The sequence below is a fragment of the Leucobacter faecis genome, assembly GCF_054456635.2.
The window spans coordinates 241,645-258,506 of record NZ_JBTJEP020000001.1 but is presented as its reverse complement, the minus strand read 5'-3'; the positions used below and the strand labels follow the sequence as shown (position 1 = coordinate 258,506).

Here is a 16,862-nt window from a genome sequence, read left to right as displayed (position 1 = left end):
GGGTGACGGGATTAAAACGGACCACGCCCACTCGGAGCCCCGAAAACTGCGCGTGACAAACGCCACCAGATCGTATATCATTTGAAATACAACAACGAAGTGAGGTAGCTATGACTTACGGAATCGACACTCCGGGCAAAATCATTGCCGTCCATCTCAATTACCCCTCGCGCATGCAACAGCGCGGCCGGGCCCCCGAGTTTCCCTCCTACTTCTTCAAGCCAGCTTCTTCGCTCGCTGCCACCGGTGGCAGCATCGAGCGCCCCGCCGGCACCGAGCTGCTCGCTTTCGAGGGCGAGATCGCACTCGTCATCGGTGAGCCCGCCCGCTGGGTTTCCCCCGAAGACGGCTGGAAGCACGTAGCAAGCGTCACCGCCGCCAATGACTTTGGCATCTACGATCTGCGCGCAGCCGACAAGGGCTCGAACGTACGCAACAAGGGCGGCGACGGCTTCACCCCCATCGGTCCCAAGGCCATCTCAACAGAGGGAATTGGTGAGGGCGAGTGGCGCGTGCGCACCTGGGTCAACGGTGCACTGGCACAGGAGGACACGACCGAGACGCTCAAGTTCAGCTTCGGCCAGCTCGTCGCAGACCTGTCTCAGCACTTCACGCTCGAGAAGGGTGACGTGATCCTCACCGGCACCCCTGCAGGCTCGTCTGTCGTCAACCCCGGCGACGTCGTCGAGATTGAGGTTGACGCCCCGAACGCGGCGGGTGCACCCACCACGGGCCGCCTGGTGACCACCGTCACGCAGGGCACCAACGAGTTTGGCGCTTTTGGTAACACCCCCAAGGCCACCGACCTGCAGCGCATCGAAGCCTGGGGCAGCGAAGACGAGCACGCGGCAGCCGTCGCGGCCGGCCGCGCAACCCCGCTCGATGCTGCCCCCCATCCCCTGAACGATGAGGTTCGCGCACTGCTCGCGAACGTCGCCGTCGCAACTGTCTCGGCATCGCTGCGCAAGCGCGGATACGTCGATATTTTCATCGACGGTGTGCACCCGAACCACGAGGGTGACCGCATCCTTGGCACGGCCAAGACTCTGCGCATGATCCCGTTCCGCCCCGACCTCTTCAAGTCACACGCCCCCGGGTTCAACGCCCAGAAGCGCGCGTTCGACACGGTCAACCCGGGCGAGGTACTCGTGGTCGAGGCTCGCGGCGAACGCGGCACCGGCACCGTCGGTGACGTGCTGGCACTGCGCGCCCAGGTGCGCGGCGCGGCGGGTGTCGTTACCGACGGAGGTGTGCGCGACTACGCAGCCGTGCAGGAGTTCGACATTCCCGTCTTTTCGCAGGGCGCGCACCCGAGTGTGCTCGGCCGCAAGCACGTGCCGTGGGAGACCGACGTCACGATCGCCTGCGGCGGCGCTGCGGTGCAGCCCGGCGACGTGATCATGGGCGACCGTGACGGCGTCATCGTGATTCCGCCGTTCTTGCTCGCAGAGGTTGCGGCAGAGGCCGCCGCACAAGAGAAGCAGGACGAATGGGTGGCCGCTCGCGTCGCCGAGGGCGCGGCGGTAGACGGTCTCTTCCCCATGAACGCGAAGTGGCGTGCGCGCTACGACGCTGAGCTCGCGGCACAGGCAGACCAGGCCTAAATCATGGCTGCGGAGTCCAAGTCAGAGCGGGCATACCGCCTGATCCGGGGTCGCATTGACAGCGGCCAGTACGTGCCGGGCTACCGGCTCGTACTGGCCCCCATTGCGGCAGAACTCGAGATGTCGGTCGTGCCGGTGCGCGAGGCGATCCGGCGCTTGGAAGCCGAGCAGTTTGTTACATTCGAACGCAATGTGGGCGCGCAGGTCTCACTCATCAAGGAGACAGAGTATCTGCACACCATGCAGACCCTCGCGGTCGTTGAAGGCTCAGCGACAGGGCTTGCCGCGCCCCACATTACGCCCGATCAGATTCGCCGTGCGCGCGAGATCAACCAGACCATGCGCGAGTCACTCACCATGTTTGATCCTCAAGCTTTCACCGCACTGAACCTCGATTTTCACAGTGTGCTGTTCGAGACCTGCCCCAACCCGCACATTCTTGAGCTGGTGCACAGGGGCTGGAACCGCATGAACGTACTGCGCAACTCGTCGTTCAGTTTCGTGCCGGGGCGTGCGAGCGAGTCAGTGCGCGAGCACGACAAGCTCCTCGACCTGATCGAGGCCGGCGCAGATCCGGTTGAGATTGAGCTCACGGCGCGCGAGCACCGCACGGCCACGCTCAACGCGGTGCTCGCCCACCAAGACGCGCACGATCACCCGCAGTTGCGCCCCGCATAATCACTGCACACCCAGCTACCCTCTCAAGACTTATCAATTTCACCGAACAAAAGTTACCCAACGAAGGAGTAATCATGACTCACGTAAAGCCCGAGGGCCTTCCCGAGAAGCTGCAGCTGTTCATCGACGGCGAGTTCGTCGATGCCGCTGATGGCGCCCAGTTCGACGTGGTCGACCCCGTCACGAACGAGGTCTACATCAAGGCCGCAGCCGCCGGCAAGGTAGACGTAGACCGTGCGGTCGCTGCTGCCAAGCGCGCGTTTGACGAGGGCCCCTGGCCCACGATGCTGCCGCGCGAGCGCTCACGCATTCTGCACCGCGTGGCAGACATCGTCGAGTCGCGCGACGAGCAGCTCGCGCTGCTTGAGAGCTGGGACTCGGGTCTGCCGATCACGCAGGCCAAGGGCCAGGCGCGCCGCGCAGCCGAGAACTTCCGCTTCTTTGCCGACCTCATCGTTGCCGAGCACGACAACGTCACCAAGGTGCCCGGCCGCCAGATCAACTACGTGAACCGCAAGCCCAAGGGCGTCGCGGGCCTCATCACTCCCTGGAACGTTCCGTTCATGCAGGAGTCCTGGAAGCTTGCTCCCGCCATTGCGACGGGCAACACCGTCGTGCTGAAGCCCGCGAGCTACACCCCGCTGTCGGCTGTGCTGTGGCCCGAGATCTTCCGTGAGGCTGGCGTGCCCGAGGGCGTGTTCAACCTGATCCTCGGCTCGGGCGGCGTCGCTGGCGATGCGCTTGTGAAGCACCCCGATGTGCCACTCATCTCGTTCACGGGCGACAGCTCAACGGGTGCCATGATCTCAACGAACGCTGCTCCCTACCTCAAGGGCCTTTCGCTCGAGCTCGGCGGCAAGAGCCCCTCGGTGGTCTTCGCTGACGCCGACATTGAAGAGGCGCTCGACGCGACCGTATTCAGCGTCTTCAGCCTGAACGGTGAGCGCTGCACCGCGGGCAGCCGCGTGCTCGTCGAGCGTTCGATCTACGACGACTTTGTCGCCCGGTACGCAGAGCGTGCCAAGAACATTGTCGTCGGCCTGCCCAGCGACCCGGCTACCGAGGTCGGCGCACTCGTGCACGAGAGCCACTTCGAGAAGGTCATGAGCTACGTCGAGATCGGCAAGAGCGAGGGTCGCCTCGTCGCCGGCGGCGGTCGCCCCGAGGGCTTCCCCGAGGGCAACTACGTGGCTCCCACCGTGTTCGCAGACGTGAAGTCTGACGCGCGTATCTTCCAGGAAGAGATCTTCGGCCCCGTCGTTTCGATCACCCCGTTCGACTCAGACGAAGAAGCACTGAAGCTCGCAAACGACACAAAGTACGGCCTCGCGGCCTACGTGTGGACCACGAACCTCAAGCGCGCACACAACTTCGCTCACGGCATCGAGTCAGGCATGGTGTGGCTCAACTCGAACAACGTGCGCGACCTGCGTACCCCGTTCGGCGGCGTGAAGGCTTCGGGCCTCGGCCGCGAGGGTGGCTACCGATCGGTCGATTTCTACACGACCGCACAGTCGATCCAGATCACCCTGAATGAGGCCCACAGCCCCCGCTTCGGCGCGGGCGTCGAAGCCGCAGGCAAGACCGTCTAACAAGACCGTCTAACAAGACCGTCTAACACTTTTCTCGATCCCCCCAAGTTAGAACGCAAGGAAGCGAACACCATGTCAAAGCTCAACGAAGAAGACAAGCAGTCTGCGGGTTTCTGGGTCACAAAGGAGGCCCCTATCGAGGCCCCTAACCCGATCCCCACGGCTACCAGCGAGGCACCCGACATCCTCCGCTGCGCCTACATGGAGCTCATCGTCACCGACCTCGCTGCGTCGCGCGAGTTCTACGTCGACGTGCTCGGCCTGTACGTGACCACCGAGGACGACGAGGCAATCTACCTCCGCTCGACCGAGGAGTTCATTCACCACAACCTCGTGCTGCGCAAGGGCCCGGTCGCCGCGGTGGCTGCGTTCTCGTACCGCGTGCGCACCCCCGAGGACCTCGACAAGGCTGTCGCCTTCTTCGAGGAGCTCGGCTGCGAAGTGCGCCGCAACCCGAACGGCTTCGTGAAGGGCATCGGTGACTCGGTGCGCGTTGTCGACCCGCTCGGCTTCCCGTACGAGTTCTTCTACCAGACCGAGCACACCGAGCGCATGTCGTGGCGCTACGACCTGCATATTCCCGGCGAGCTCGTGCGCCTCGACCACTTCAACCAGATTACGCCCGACGTGCCCCGCGCTGTCGGCTACATGCAGAACCTGGGCTTCCGCGTCACTGAGGACATTCAGGACAACGATGGCACGGTCTACGCCGCGTGGATGCGCCGCAAGCCCACCGTGCACGACACGGCCATGACGGGCGGCGACGGCCCCCGCATGCACCACGTCTGCTTCGCGACCCACGAGAAGCACAACATTCTCGCGATCTGCGACAAGCTCGGCGCGCTGCGCAAGTCGGACAGCATCGAGCGGGGACCTGGCCGTCACGGTGTCTCGAACGCGTTCTACCTGTACCTGCGCGATCCCGATGGCCACCGCGTCGAGGTCTACACCCAGGACTACTACACGGGCGATCCCGACAACCCGGTCGTCACCTGGGACGTGCACGACAACCAGCGCCGCGACTGGTGGGGCAACCCCGTCGTACCCTCGTGGTACACGGACGGCTCGCTCGTGCTCGACCTCGACGGCAACCCCCAGCCCGTCATCGCTCGCGAGCACGACTCCGAAATGGCTGTCACGATCGGCGCCGACGGCTTCTCATACACGCGTGACGAAGAGGGCGAGAAGGGCTTCAAGCTCGGCAACACGCTCTAGGTTCTTGGCAGCCTGAGGCTGCTTTTGATCCGGATCAATCCCCGGGGTGCTTCGCACCCCGGGGATTTTTCGCGCCCGCTGGGCAGCCCGCGCAAAATATGCGCGAGTAATTCCGCTTATGAACGAGCGTAAAGCGGAATTGCTCGCGCATATTTTCTACACGGAGGCGGCGGTCGGAAGTTCGATGCCCAGGGCGAGCTCCGCGTAGCTGCGCACCGAGGCACGGCACACCTCACGGGGAGTCGTGTCGCCGACGAGCGGATACAGGTCATAGGCGTCCTCGAGCGCGACCAGGTTGCGCGCGATGATCGCTGGTGGCGAGCCGAGCACGAACTCCCCCGTGCCTGCGCCGATCTCGATGAGCGTGCGGTAGAGCATGATCTGCCGCTCGGTAAGCGCGCGGTGGGCAGGTTGGTATTGCGGGTGCTCGGCCAGAATCGCGACGCTCTCGTATACGTGACGCAGTTCGTCGCTGATTTCGTCGGGCACACCAGCGTCAATCATTGCTGCGATGCGAGCCGCCGCGCTTTCGGCGCGATCGAGAATCTGCTGCCGCAGTTCACTGAACTCGTTCATCGCGCCCGCAATCGCCGTCATCTGCAGTTCATCGAGCGTCGCAAAATAGTGCAGCACGTTTGCCGGACTCATGTCGGCCTCTGCCGCGACCGCGCGCACATTCACTCCACGCTTCGGCCGTGACCGCGCGACGCGCCAGAACGCCCGAATAATGTCTTCACGTCGTTCGAGGCGGCGTCGCGCGGTCACGTTCATGCCCCCAGCTTATGGGATGGCGCAACAATACAATCCTTTTGTTTAAACAACAGTCCAACCTATACAACAAGGCGGTGACTTGACTAGCATAGGCACCAACGAAAGGATTAAACATTGTTCAATGATGAGCTCTCTAACCTCGCCGGCACCGCCCCTGTCGTAGGCACGCGTGCACGCGACCTGGGGGTGCCGTTCGACGGCACACCGGGCCCGCACAACGCCATCACCGACGTTGCCGGCCTGGAGGTTGGGTTCGTTACGATCATCGGTGATGAGCCCGACGCCCCCGTCGCGCGCACCGGCGTCACGGCGATCCTGCCCCGCGGTCGCGGGCGTGCGGGCGAACCGTGCGCCGCGGGCATCGCGGTGCTCAACGGCAACGGCGAGCTGACGGGCCGCAGCTGGATCGAGGAGTCGGGCCAGCTGCAGACCCCCATCGCGATCACCAACTCGCACGCCGTGGGTGCCGTACACTCGGGCGTCGACCGATGGATGGCCGAGCACCACCCGACAAGCGCCGCCGCTTGGATGCTGCCCGTCGTCGGTGAGACGTGGGACGGCTATCTGAACTCGATCAACGCCCCCTCGGTCACACCGGAGCACGCCGCGCAGGCACTCAATAACGCACGCTCTGGCCCCGTCACTGAGGGCAATGTTGGCGGCGGCACCGGCATGAACTGTTACGGGTTCAAGGGTGGGACCGGCACCGCATCACGCGTCGTACGGTCGGGCGACGATGCGTGGACGGTGGGCGTGCTGATGCAGGCCAACTTTGGCTCACGCAAGGAGCTGCGCATCGCGGGCCAGCCGCTCGGCCGCACCACGGCCGCCCCCAACCCCATGGAGACGAGCGGTTGGTTTGAGCGCGAAGCCAGCGCGGGCCTGCAGGCGGCGGGCGGTGCGGGCAGCGTGATCGTGGTGGTTGCCACCGATGCCCCGCTGCTGCCCGCGCAGTGCGAGGCGCTCGCCCGCCGCGTGCCGCTCGGCCTCGCCCGCACCGGCACGACCGGCAGCCATTTCTCGGGCGACATTTTTCTCGCGTTCTCAACCGCGAACGAGGGCGCGCTCGGCTCGAAGATGGCCGGCAATGGGATCCGGATCGAATCGCTTGCGCACGTCGCGTGGGGCTCGATCGATGCCTTCTTCGAGGCCGTCGTCGAAGCGACAGAGGAGGCCGTGGTAAACGCGCTCGTTGCGGCCCGCGACATGGAGGGACGAGCTGGCCACCTCAGCTACGCGCTGCCCCACGATGAGGTGCGCGCAGCCTTCGGTTCCGCTCGGTAACAGTCTTGAGAGCGCTCGCTGGCTACGCATGCGGCGGACACCCGGTACTAGGAAGCGGCCCCCGGGTGTTCGCGCACCTCGCTCGAAAGCGATGTGCCGCCCAGTTCAAGATAGAGCTGTCCCTCAGTGCGCGACACCGAAAGCGTGTTGCGTCGGCCTACTTCGGCCACCACCAGGTCAATGAAGCCCGGGTCAAATGAACGAAGGGTGATCTCTTCTGAGCGGTGAATGGTCTTACCCGCCCACGACGCGAGCAGCTTCGCAGGGTCGCGATGCGTATACACCGCCACCCTGTCGGCCAGTTTGCTGCCGAAGTGCAGCCGCGCGGCGTCGGGCGCACCGATCTCAATCCACGCGGTGATGTGGCCGGTCAGATCGCGCACGAGCACCGCCGGCTCGTCGGTCGAAGACACCCCGCCCGCCGCAAATGTGATGCCTTCTTCGTACTCGAGGCAGTACGCGAGCAGGCGCGTCACCATGTACGCGTCGGTTTCAGAGGGATGCCGCGCCACGCGCAGTGAGAAGTCCTCGTACACCCCACGATCCACGTCTGCCAGCTGCACATCAAAGGTGTGAATCGTCGCGCCTATTGCCATGTGTCAAGCCTACCGGCCGAGCGTTGCCGCTTCCTCTCGTAGGCGTGCATCGAGCTCGGCCTCGCGCTCAGGATGCATGACACCGGCCACAAACACGACCACGAGCGCGCCGCCCCAGATCAGAGATTCGAGCACCCCGCCCACCAGCACAGGCAGGTTCCACACCGAGATCGCAAGCACCGCACACAGCCCCAATCCGCCCAGCACGCTCGCTACGAGCACCGCACGCGGCGCCGCACCGCCCGCCACGCCCCGTCGCCCGCCAAAGGCGAGCACCGCGGCGCTCGTGAGGGCCATCATGAAGATCACGCCCACGGCACCCGCCCCCGAGTACCAGGTGTAGATCTGGGTGACCGGATCGAGCTGACCCAGCGCCGAGACGAGCACCACCGCCGAGGTCACAATGCTCACCCAGAGCGAGGCACGCGAAGGCGCCCGGTGGGCTGCGTGCACCTCGGCAAGCGCTCCCGGCAGCACACCGCGCTGGCCGAGGGTAAAGAGGTAACGGGTCACGATGTTGTGAAACGACAGCATGCAGGCAAACATGCTGGTGACCACGAGCACCTGCACCAGGTCGGCGACAATGGGGGCGACAACGGCTCCTGCGAGGTCGATCACGACACTGTCGGGCGCCTCGTTCGAGAGCGCAACGGCTTCGCCTGCCCCGAGCCCCGAGATCACGAGCCACGACGACACAAAGTACAGGGCGCCGATCGTGATCACGGCGATGTACGTCGCGCGCGGTACCGTTCGATCCGGATCCTTGGCCTCATTGCGAAATACGGCCGTAGCCTCGAAGCCAAAGAACCCCAGAAACGCGAAGAGGAGCCCGAGCCCCGGGGCCCCGACAAGCGCCTGGGCTGGATTGAGCGGAGCCGCCGAAAGGCTGCCACCGTTGAACAGCACGCCGAGATCGATCGCCAGCACCGCCACGACCTCGAGCACGAGCACCGCGCCCAGCACCTTCGCAGAGAGCTCAATGTCGCGGTAGCCCAGCACGCCCACAATGAGCAGCATGATGCCCGAGATCAACCACCAGGGTGGGGTGACACCGAGCCACAGATTGATCAGGTTGCCGGTTTGCACGCCGAGGTAGCAGGTCATCGAGACCGTAAGCAGCACATAACTGAACAGCGCGATGGCGGCGGTGCCCAACCCCAGACGCCTGCCCAGCCCGCGATGCACGTACGAGTAAAACGCGCCGGCGTCGGGTACCCGCGGTGACATCCACGTATACCCCACTGCGAACAACAGCAGAATAGCGGTGGCGGCGAGCACCATCGTGGGCACCCCCACCGAGCCCGAAATACCAATGATGATGGGAAAGTTGGCAGCGACAACGGTGATGGGCGCGGCCGCCGCGATCACCATAAAAACGATGCCGGGCACACCGAGGGTGCGGTTAAGCGTGAGATTCACGTGGGTCTCCTGTTGCGGGGCTTGACTCTGAGAAGTCTGGGCACACCTGAGTGATCTGCCGCGCGGTGGCGCGTACGAAGCACTCATGGCTCAACAGCGAAGAAGGGGTGGCGACGCTGCGCTTCTTCTTCGAAATGCTTTTCGGCAACCCTCAGTTTAGCGCGACGCTTGTTGCCGGGAGGTTACGACGTCCCTTGTGGCTAGTCTTTTGCGGCGCGCTCGGCCACCCGCACGTCGAGCGGAAAATCGACCGGCGAATCACCAAACAGCAGTTTCCCCGCCGAGCCTGCTGCGGCCGTGACCGCCGCGACGACTCGGTCTGCGAGCGCGATAGGGGTGTGCACAATAATCTCGTCGTGCAAGAAGAACACCAGGTGTGGCCTGTGCGCGAATGCGGGCCCCGAGGCCCGCGCCGCGGAGGGCGCGCCCGCCGCGCCCACCGCCGCGGGCTGCTCATCGAGAGCGGGCAGCTCGCCCAGCCGCAGCCGCAGGTCGGCGATCCACGCGAGCGCCCACTCGGCCGCGGTGCCCTGCACCACGAAATTACGCGTAAAGCGCCCGAAGTCTCGGGCGACCCTGCGGGCATTGCGCTCGTCCGCGGCCGTCGCGGCAGGGGCGTTCGCGCGCGCCTGTAGTTCGAACCACGCGGGATCCGGCCGGGGCGATGAGCGCCCGAGCCACGTCGACACGACCCCGCCGCGCTCCCCCGTCTCAGCCGCAGCGTCGACGAGCCGCATTGCGGCCGGAAAGCTCTTGCGCAGGCGAGGCACGAGCCGACCGCTATCACCCGTGGTGGCACCGTACATCGCGCCGAGCACAGCGATCTTGGCCTCCTGCCGGGTGGCGACCGCACCGCTCGTGACGATGCCTGCGTACAGGTCGGTGCCAGCGCCCGCTCGCGCCATCGCGCGGTCGCCCGCCATCGCCGCGAGCACCCGCGGCTCGAGCTGCGCCACATCAGCCGACACCAAGACCCAACCGGGGTCTGCACGCAGCACGGGCCGCAGTAGCCGCGGCAGCTGTAACGCGCCGCCGCCGTTCGACGCCCAGCGGCCGGTCACGACACCGCCTGGAATATACACCGGCCGGTAACGCCCGTCACGCACCCACTCGTCGATCCAGTTCCAGCCGTTCGCGGTGTAGAGCCGCGACAGCTTTTTGTACCGCAGCAGCGGCTCGATCGCCGCGTGCTCTACGTCTGCGATCTCCCACTGCGACGTCGAGTGCACGTCGAGGCCTGCATCGCGCAGCGCTTGCAGCAGCTTCGGCGGCGAATCGATGTTGACGCCCGGGTCGCCCAGCAGCTGTCCGATCCGCGCCGCGAGTACCGCCATCTTCTCGGGCCGCGCCCCCGCGGGCACGCGCGGCCCCAGGGCCTCTTGCAAAATACGTTCATGCTCGGTTACGTCCCACGGCACCCCGGCCGCACGCAGCTCGGCCGCGACGAGCGCGCCCGCCGACTCGGCCGCCACGAGCAGCGCCAGCTGCCCGGGCGACGCGGCAAGGGCGGCCCGCTGCCGTTCGAACTCGGCCACCGTCTCAGAAATACCCTGCGGCACCGCCGTTATTCGGGGCGTTTCGAGCTCAAAAAGTGTCGCTTGTTTCGGCTCCGGATCGGGGTCCTCGGGCCCCACGTCCCACGCCGCTGCAGCGCGCAGTGCGCGGGCGTCGGGCACGAGCTCGGAGCGCACGAGAATGGCGTGCGCGAGCCGGAGGTCGTGGCAGCGCGCGACGCGCAGGCCGCGCCGTAAGAGGCCCGGCAGCCAGCGGGCAGTGTCATTCCAGACCCAGCGCGGACTGTGCCTGGCCTCGGTGGTGCGCACAAACTCGTCGAGGTCTGCGGGCGCGAACTCTGTGCGCGATATTTCGCTCGCCGCTGCGTCGAGCCCTAACGCAGTGATGCGCCCGTCGGCACTTTGGCCGAGGGCGCACCACCGCATCGTCATCTGAGTATCGCGCTACGCGCGCTGGTACCCCGTAGGGTTACCAGCGCGGCTTGCGCTTGCCGTCTGCGCGGTCGCCACCAAAGTCACGGCCGCCGCGATCGTTACGGTCGTTGCCGTAACCGCCGCGGTCGCCACGATCATTGCCGTAGCCGCCACGTGAGCCACGATCGTTGTTGTAGCCACCACGATCGCCACGATCATTACGATCGTTACCGTAACCACCACGCGAACCACGATCGTTGTTGTAACCGCCCCGGTCGCCACGGTCGCCGCGGTCGTTGTTGTACCCACCGCGATCGCCACGGTCGTTACCGTAACCACCACGCGAACCGCGATCGTTGTTGTAACCGCCCCGGTCGCCGCCACGGCCACCGCGGTCGTTGCCGTAGCCGCCGCTGCGCGAGCCGCCACGATCGCCGCCGCGGTCATAGCCGCCGCGCGACCCCCCGCCGCCACGGTCTTCCTTCAGCTCAATGGCCTTGCCGCTGATGCGCGTGTCCTGGAGCTTTGCACGAGTCTCTGCTGAGAGATCCGCGGGCAGCTCAACAAGCGAGAAGTCGTCGCGCACCTGAATGCGGCCGAAGTCATCGCGGGTGAGGCCACCCTCGTTGGCGATAGCGCCAATAATCTGACCGGGCTGCACGCGGTCGCGGCGGCCCACCTCGATGCGGTAGCTCTTGAGGTCGTCGCGGCGCGGGCCGCGCTCGCGCTTCTCACGCTCAGGACGGTCCCTGCTGTCGTCCAAGAAGTTCGCGGCCTGCTTGCGGTCGCGATCAAACTTGCGATCGTCTTCAGCCGACAGCAGCAGCGGTGTCGCACCCTGTGCGACAACTGCGAGCGCAGCAGCCACATCAATCTCGGGAACGTCGTGGTGCTTCACGTAGTGCTGAATGATCTCGCGGAACCGCTCGATACGGCCCGTGCGGCCGAGGGCCGCCGTGATCTCGTCATCGAAGCGCGACAGACGCGTCGCGTTGACCTCTTCAATGCCGGGCAGCGGCATCTGAGTGAGGGTCTGCTTCGTGGTCTTTTCAATCTGCTTCAGCAGACGGCGCTCACGCGGGGTGACGAAGCTGATCGCGTCGCCCGTGCGGCCCGCGCGGCCGGTGCGGCCGATACGGTGCACGTACGACTCGACGTCGATCGGCAGGTCGTAGTTCACAACGTGGCTGATGCGCTCCACGTCGAGGCCGCGTGCAGCGACGTCGGTGGCGACCAGAATGTCGAGCTTGCCGTCCTTCAGGGCCTGCACGGTGCGCTCGCGCTGAGCCTGCTGCACATCACCGTTAATAGCGGCGGCCGAGTAGCCACGCGCGCGCAGTTTCTCTGCGACCTGCTCGGAGTCACCACGGGTGCGGGTGAACACGATCAGACCGTCGAAGTCCTCAACCTCGAGCACGCGGGTAAGCGCATCGAGCTTCTGCGTGTACGACACGACGATGTAGCGCTGCGTGATGTTCTGGCTGGTCTGCGTCTTGCCAGCAATCTTGATCTCTTGCGGGTCCTTCAGATACTGCTGCGAGATGCGGCGAATCTGTGACGGCATGGTGGCCGAGAACAGTGCGACCTGCTTGTCGTCGGGAGTATCAGCGAGGATCGTCTCGACGTCTTCTGCGAAGCCCATCTTGAGCATCTCGTCTGCCTCGTCAAGCACGAGGTACTTGATCTGGGTGAGATCGAGTGAGCCACGCTTCAGGTGGTCCATGATGCGGCCGGGGGTGCCGACAACAACATCAACGCCGCGGCGCAGAGCCGACAGCTGCTGGCCGTAGGCCTGGCCACCGTATACGGGCAGCAGGTTGACCTGCGGCAGGTGTGTCGCGTAGCTCTCAAACGCTTCACACACCTGCAGTGCGAGCTCACGAGTCGGGGCAAGCACAAGCGCCTGCGGCACACCAGCACCGGGCGTCATGCGCGAGAGGACGGGCAGCGCGAACGCTGCGGTCTTACCGGTTCCAGTCTGTGCGAGGCCGACAACGTCACGGCCTTCAAGCAATACAGGGATGGTGGCGGCCTGAATTGCCGACGGGGTCTCGTAGCCCACGTCGGTAACGGCCTGAAGAACTTCAGCAGAGAGACCGAGGTCGGCGAATGTAATGCGCTCACCCTCGGTTTCTGAAGGGACAGCGGATTCGCCTGATGTGGCATTCTCAGAAGAGGTCATCATACTAGTCTACCCCCGATTTACCTGAACACTTGGCGTGACAACGATTATTCATGCACTCGCCCCTTGGCAGCTCGCTTACTGCACTCAAAATCACCGCTCGTGCGCGCAGAACCAAGCACCCCGGGCATTCCTCGGCTTACGCTCAAATGAACAAGTGCGCACGGTCAACTTCGGCGACCCATTCGCGCACGGCAATGAAGCCTCAGAAAGGACTCCCCCATGAGTGAGCAGGCCCCTCCACAACAACCCGGTCTTAGTAGGCGTACTCTCGGCGCCCCGGCCATCACCCTCATGATTATCGCTGCTTCTGCACCACTTACAGTGGTCGCCGGCGGTGTCACGACCTCTTTTGCCGTCACCGGATCGCTCGGTGTGCCCCTCGGCTTTCTTTTGATCGCCGTCATCTTGACCGTGTTTGCGGTTGGCTACACCGCCATGAGCCGGTTCGTCACCAATGCTGGAGCGTTTTACGCTTACATCGCGCAGGGCCTCGGGAGGCCCCTCGGGGTGGGCGCCTCGCTCATTGCGCTCGTGTCGTACAACGCGATGCAGGTGGGCATCTACGGCCTGTTTGGTTTTCAGCTTTCGCTCTTCTTGGAGGCCAAGCTGGGCTTCGCTTCCCCCTGGTGGATCTGGGTATTACTGTGCATCGTTGTAGTCGGCGTGCTCGGCGTCAACCGCGTCGATCTTTCGGCTAAGGTGCTCGGTGCCCTCGTCGCACTCGAATTTCTCGTGGTGATCATCTTCGATGTCGTTTCGTTCTCGGTAGCGCCTGAGGGCGTCTCTACGGCAACACTCAACCCGTCCGAGTTGTTCGGCCCTGCCCTCGGCATCGTGCTCGTGTTTGGCGTGGCCGCATTTATGGGCTTTGAGGGCGCAGCCATTTATGGCGAGGAGGCGAAAGACCCCAAGCGCACGGTCGCCCGCGCCACGTACGCCGCCGTGGCAATTATCGGTCTGTTCTACGCGTTCAGTGCGTGGGCCTTTTCTGTGGGCATTGGCCCGTCGGAGATCGTTGAAGCGTCACGCACCCACGGCCCCGATCTGATGTTTGTGTTTATGACCGACCACACGAGCATGCTGTTTGCAGACATTATGACGCTGCTGTTCATCACGAGCCTGTTCGCGGCACTGCAGTCGTTTCACAACGCGGTCGCGCGCTACTTCTACTCGCTCGGCCGTGAGGGCGTGCTGCCCCGCGGCTTTGCGCGCACGTCGGCCGCGGGTGCACCGTGGGCGGGCTCACTCGCGCAGACCGTGATCGCCCTCGTCGCGGTAGCAGGCTTCGCGCTTGCAGGTGACGCGTTTGGCGGCGCCGCTGCACTCGGCGAAAACGCGATCCTGTATCCCGTGCTCACCATGTTCACGTGGCTCACCAACACGGGAGCGGCAGGTCTTGTGCTGCTCATGGCTGCTATCGCCGCCGCGGTGATCGGGTTCTTCATGAAGAACCAGCGCGGCCTGGGGCTCTGGACGCGGGTGATCGCCCCTGCCATTTCAGGGCTGGCACTGCTGTGGGTGTTCATCATGATCCTCGCGAACTTCCAGCTCATGCTCGATCAAGAACAGCCCGACGCGACGACCTACATATTGCCCGGCATGATCTTTGCCGCCGGCATCGTCGGCATCGTCTGGGGGCTGGTGTTAAAGGCGCGCAAGCCCGCACTCTACCGCCAGATCGGCCACGGCACCGAGCCCGGAGCTTACGACACCGAGCTGGTAGATCTGCAGGCAGAATAGGTCGCACCCCCTGGATCCGGAATCCCAGACAGAGGAGCTTCCGGGCGCATTGAACAGGCGGCGGTGACGCGGTGAGATAGAAGCACCGCGGCACCGCCGCCGCACTGTTTCGAAAGGGCCCACACCATGGCACTCCCCGGCGCACGTCCCGTCAAAGCCCCCCGCGGCACCGAGATCTCAGCGAAGAGTTGGCAGACCGAAGCCCCGCTGCGCATGCTCATGAACAACCTCGACCCCGAGGTCGCTGAGCGCCCCGACGACCTCGTCGTCTACGGCGGCACCGGCCGCGCGGCCCGCAGCTGGGAGGCGTACGACGCGATCGTCGACACCCTGCGCGACCTTGAGGACGACGAGACCCTGCTCGTGCAGTCGGGCAAGCCCGTGGGCGTCTTTCGCACGAACGTCTGGGCACCGCGCGTGCTCATCGCAAACTCCAACCTCGTGGGCGACTGGGCGACGTGGCCCGAGTTTCGCAAGCTCGAGGCAGAGGGCCTCATGATGTACGGCCAGATGACCGCCGGTTCGTGGATTTACATTGGCACCCAGGGCATTCTGCAGGGCACGTTCGAAACCTTCGCGGCGATCGGCGCTAAACGCTTTGGTGGCAGCCTCGCCGGCACCCTCACCCTCACCGGCGGCTGCGGCGGCATGGGCGGCGCGCAGCCGCTCGCCGTCACCCTCAACGACGGCGCGTGCCTCATCGTCGACGTTGACGAGTCACGCATGCAGCGCCGCGTAGGCAAGCGCTACCTCGACGAGGTCGTCACCGATCTCGACGAAGCGCTCGCGAAGGTGCAGCAGGCGAAAGACGAAAAGCGCGGCTGGTCAGTTGGGCTCGTCGGCAACGCCGCCGAGGTGTTCCCCGAGATTCTGCGCCGCCACCGCGCCGGCGAGATCACGATCGACATCGTCACCGACCAGACGAGTGCCCACGACCCGCTCTCGTACCTGCCCATCGGATACACGGTCGAAGAGTGGGCAGCACGCGCGGCAGCAGACCCCGAGCAGTTCACGCTCGACGCGCAGGCGGCCATGGCCGCGCACGTCAAGGCCATGGTCGAGTTTCAAGACGCGGGCGCCGAGGTGTTCGACTACGGCAACTCGATTCGCGATGAGGCACGCAAGGGTGGCTACGACCGCGCCTTCGAGTTTCCCGGCTTCGTACCGGCCTACATTCGCCCGCTGTTCTGCGAGGGCCTCGGGCCGTTCCGTTGGGCTGCGCTGTCGGGCGACCCCGAAGACATTCGCGTCACCGACGAGGCAATCCTCGAGCTGTTCCCCGAGAACGAGCACCTGCGCCGCTGGATTCGCGCGGCGCAAGAACGCGTCGAATTCGAGGGCCTGCCCGCCCGCATCTGCTGGCTCGGCTACGGCGAGCGCCAGCGCGCCGCGCTGCGCTTCAACGAACTCGTCGCCGAGGGCAAAATCTCGGCCCCGATCGTGATTGGTCGCGATCACCTCGACTCCGGATCGGTCGCATCGCCATACCGTGAAACCGAAGCGATGGCCGACGGCTCAGACGCGATCGCAGACTGGCCGCTACTCAACGCGCTGACGGCAGCGTCGTCGGGTGCGACCTGGGTGTCGCTGCACCACGGTGGCGGCGTGGGCATTGGCCGTTCGATCCACTCGGGCCAGGTGTCGGTGGCCGACGGCACACCGCTTGCGGCCGAGAAGCTCGAGCGGCTGCTCACGAATGATCCCGGCATGGGCGTGATTCGCCACGTCGACGCGGGCTACCAGCGCGCAGTAGACGTTGCGGCCGAGCGCGGGGTGCGCCTGCCAATGACGCCGACGATTCGCCACGAGTAACCCCTCCCGTCATTCTGCGCGAGCACCCCAGCCACCGT

12 protein-coding genes are annotated in these 16,862 nt (G+C 65.2%); 7 read left to right on the top strand and 5 right to left on the bottom strand.

The annotated features are described in order from the left end of the window. Positions 1–110 precede the first annotated feature (110 nt). The 4 genes from ACXR2T_RS01185 (at position 111) to hpaD (ending at position 5,089) form a co-directional block, all read left to right on the top strand. Positions 111–1,604, top strand: a complete 1,494-nt coding sequence (locus tag ACXR2T_RS01185) for a fumarylacetoacetate hydrolase family protein (protein ID WP_458838025.1) — start codon at positions 111–113, stop codon at positions 1,602–1,604. A gap of 3 nt (positions 1,605–1,607) precedes the next feature. Next, positions 1,608–2,282: a GntR family transcriptional regulator gene (locus ACXR2T_RS01180; RefSeq protein WP_458838026.1), complete on the top strand. Its 675-nt coding sequence runs from the start codon at positions 1,608–1,610 to the stop codon at positions 2,280–2,282. Positions 2,283–2,356: 74 nt separating this feature from the next. Further along, positions 2,357–3,874, top strand: coding sequence for an aldehyde dehydrogenase (locus ACXR2T_RS01175; protein ID WP_458815135.1), 1,518 nt, complete (start codon positions 2,357–2,359; stop codon positions 3,872–3,874). 72 nt (positions 3,875–3,946) lie between these two features. Then, positions 3,947–5,089 carry a 3,4-dihydroxyphenylacetate 2,3-dioxygenase gene (gene hpaD / locus ACXR2T_RS01170; RefSeq protein WP_458815133.1) on the top strand — a complete coding sequence of 381 codons (1,143 nt, stop codon included), beginning with the start codon at positions 3,947–3,949 and terminating at the stop codon, positions 5,087–5,089. Positions 5,090–5,245: 156 nt separating this feature from the next. Here hpaD and ACXR2T_RS01165 read toward each other — a convergent pair whose 3' ends face one another. Further along, the gene (locus ACXR2T_RS01165) at positions 5,246–5,860 is read right to left on the bottom strand and encodes a TetR/AcrR family transcriptional regulator (RefSeq protein WP_458838027.1); all 615 of its coding nucleotides are present in this window, start codon (positions 5,858–5,860) and stop codon (positions 5,246–5,248) included. Between the two features lie 114 nt (positions 5,861–5,974). On the opposite strand from ACXR2T_RS01165, the gene ACXR2T_RS01160 reads away from it, so the two are divergent. After that, entirely contained in the window at positions 5,975–7,144 is a 1,170-nt protein-coding gene (locus ACXR2T_RS01160) for a DmpA family aminopeptidase (protein ID WP_458838028.1), read from the top strand. Between the two features lie 47 nt (positions 7,145–7,191). On the opposite strand, the gene ACXR2T_RS01155 is transcribed toward ACXR2T_RS01160, so the two are convergent. From ACXR2T_RS01155 to ACXR2T_RS01140, 4 genes are all read right to left on the bottom strand, one after another. After that, positions 7,192–7,740, bottom strand: coding sequence for a YaeQ family protein (locus ACXR2T_RS01155; RefSeq protein ID WP_458838029.1), 549 nt, complete (start codon positions 7,738–7,740; stop codon positions 7,192–7,194). Positions 7,741–7,749: 9 nt separating this feature from the next. Continuing rightward, the gene (locus ACXR2T_RS01150) at positions 7,750–9,159 is read right to left on the bottom strand and encodes an APC family permease (RefSeq protein ID WP_458815125.1); all 1,410 of its coding nucleotides are present in this window, start codon (positions 9,157–9,159) and stop codon (positions 7,750–7,752) included. Between the two features lie 200 nt (positions 9,160–9,359). After that, positions 9,360–11,099 carry a bifunctional 3'-5' exonuclease/DNA polymerase gene (locus ACXR2T_RS01145; protein WP_458838157.1) on the bottom strand — a complete coding sequence of 580 codons (1,740 nt, stop codon included), beginning with the start codon at positions 11,097–11,099 and terminating at the stop codon, positions 9,360–9,362. A 43-nt stretch (positions 11,100–11,142) separates the two neighbouring features. Beyond that, positions 11,143–13,272, bottom strand: coding sequence for a DEAD/DEAH box helicase (locus ACXR2T_RS01140; protein WP_458838030.1), 2,130 nt, complete (start codon positions 13,270–13,272; stop codon positions 11,143–11,145). A gap of 219 nt (positions 13,273–13,491) precedes the next feature. Here ACXR2T_RS01140 and ACXR2T_RS01135 point away from each other — a divergent pair, with 219 nt between their 5' ends. Then, entirely contained in the window at positions 13,492–15,012 is a 1,521-nt protein-coding gene (locus tag ACXR2T_RS01135) for an APC family permease (RefSeq protein ID WP_458838031.1), read from the top strand. A gap of 126 nt (positions 15,013–15,138) precedes the next feature. After that, the gene (gene hutU, locus ACXR2T_RS01130) at positions 15,139–16,824 is read left to right on the top strand and encodes a urocanate hydratase (RefSeq protein ID WP_458838032.1); all 1,686 of its coding nucleotides are present in this window, start codon (positions 15,139–15,141) and stop codon (positions 16,822–16,824) included. Positions 16,825–16,862: the final 38 nt, after the last annotated feature.

What these genes read in the sequence shown, in the direction of transcription:
- ACXR2T_RS01185 (WP_458838025.1), top strand. Translation starts at nt 111, where the DNA reads ATGACTTACGGAATCGACACTCCGGGCAAAATCATTGCCGTCCATCTC.
- ACXR2T_RS01180 (WP_458838026.1), top strand. Translation starts at nt 1,608, where the DNA reads ATGGCTGCGGAGTCCAAGTCAGAGCGGGCATACCGCCTGATCCGGGGT.
- ACXR2T_RS01175 (WP_458815135.1), top strand. Translation starts at nt 2,357, where the DNA reads ATGACTCACGTAAAGCCCGAGGGCCTTCCCGAGAAGCTGCAGCTGTTC.
- hpaD (WP_458815133.1), top strand. Translation starts at nt 3,947, where the DNA reads ATGTCAAAGCTCAACGAAGAAGACAAGCAGTCTGCGGGTTTCTGGGTC.
- ACXR2T_RS01165 (WP_458838027.1), bottom strand. Translation starts at nt 5,860, where the DNA reads ATGAACGTGACCGCGCGACGCCGCCTCGAACGACGTGAAGACATTATT.
- ACXR2T_RS01155 (WP_458838029.1), bottom strand. Translation starts at nt 7,740, where the DNA reads ATGGCAATAGGCGCGACGATTCACACCTTTGATGTGCAGCTGGCAGAC.
- ACXR2T_RS01145 (WP_458838157.1), bottom strand. Translation starts at nt 11,099, where the DNA reads ATGCGGTGGTGCGCCCTCGGCCAAAGTGCCGACGGGCGCATCACTGCG.
- ACXR2T_RS01140 (WP_458838030.1), bottom strand. Translation starts at nt 13,272, where the DNA reads ATGATGACCTCTTCTGAGAATGCCACATCAGGCGAATCCGCTGTCCCT.
- ACXR2T_RS01135 (WP_458838031.1), top strand. Translation starts at nt 13,492, where the DNA reads ATGAGTGAGCAGGCCCCTCCACAACAACCCGGTCTTAGTAGGCGTACT.
- hutU (WP_458838032.1), top strand. Translation starts at nt 15,139, where the DNA reads ATGGCACTCCCCGGCGCACGTCCCGTCAAAGCCCCCCGCGGCACCGAG.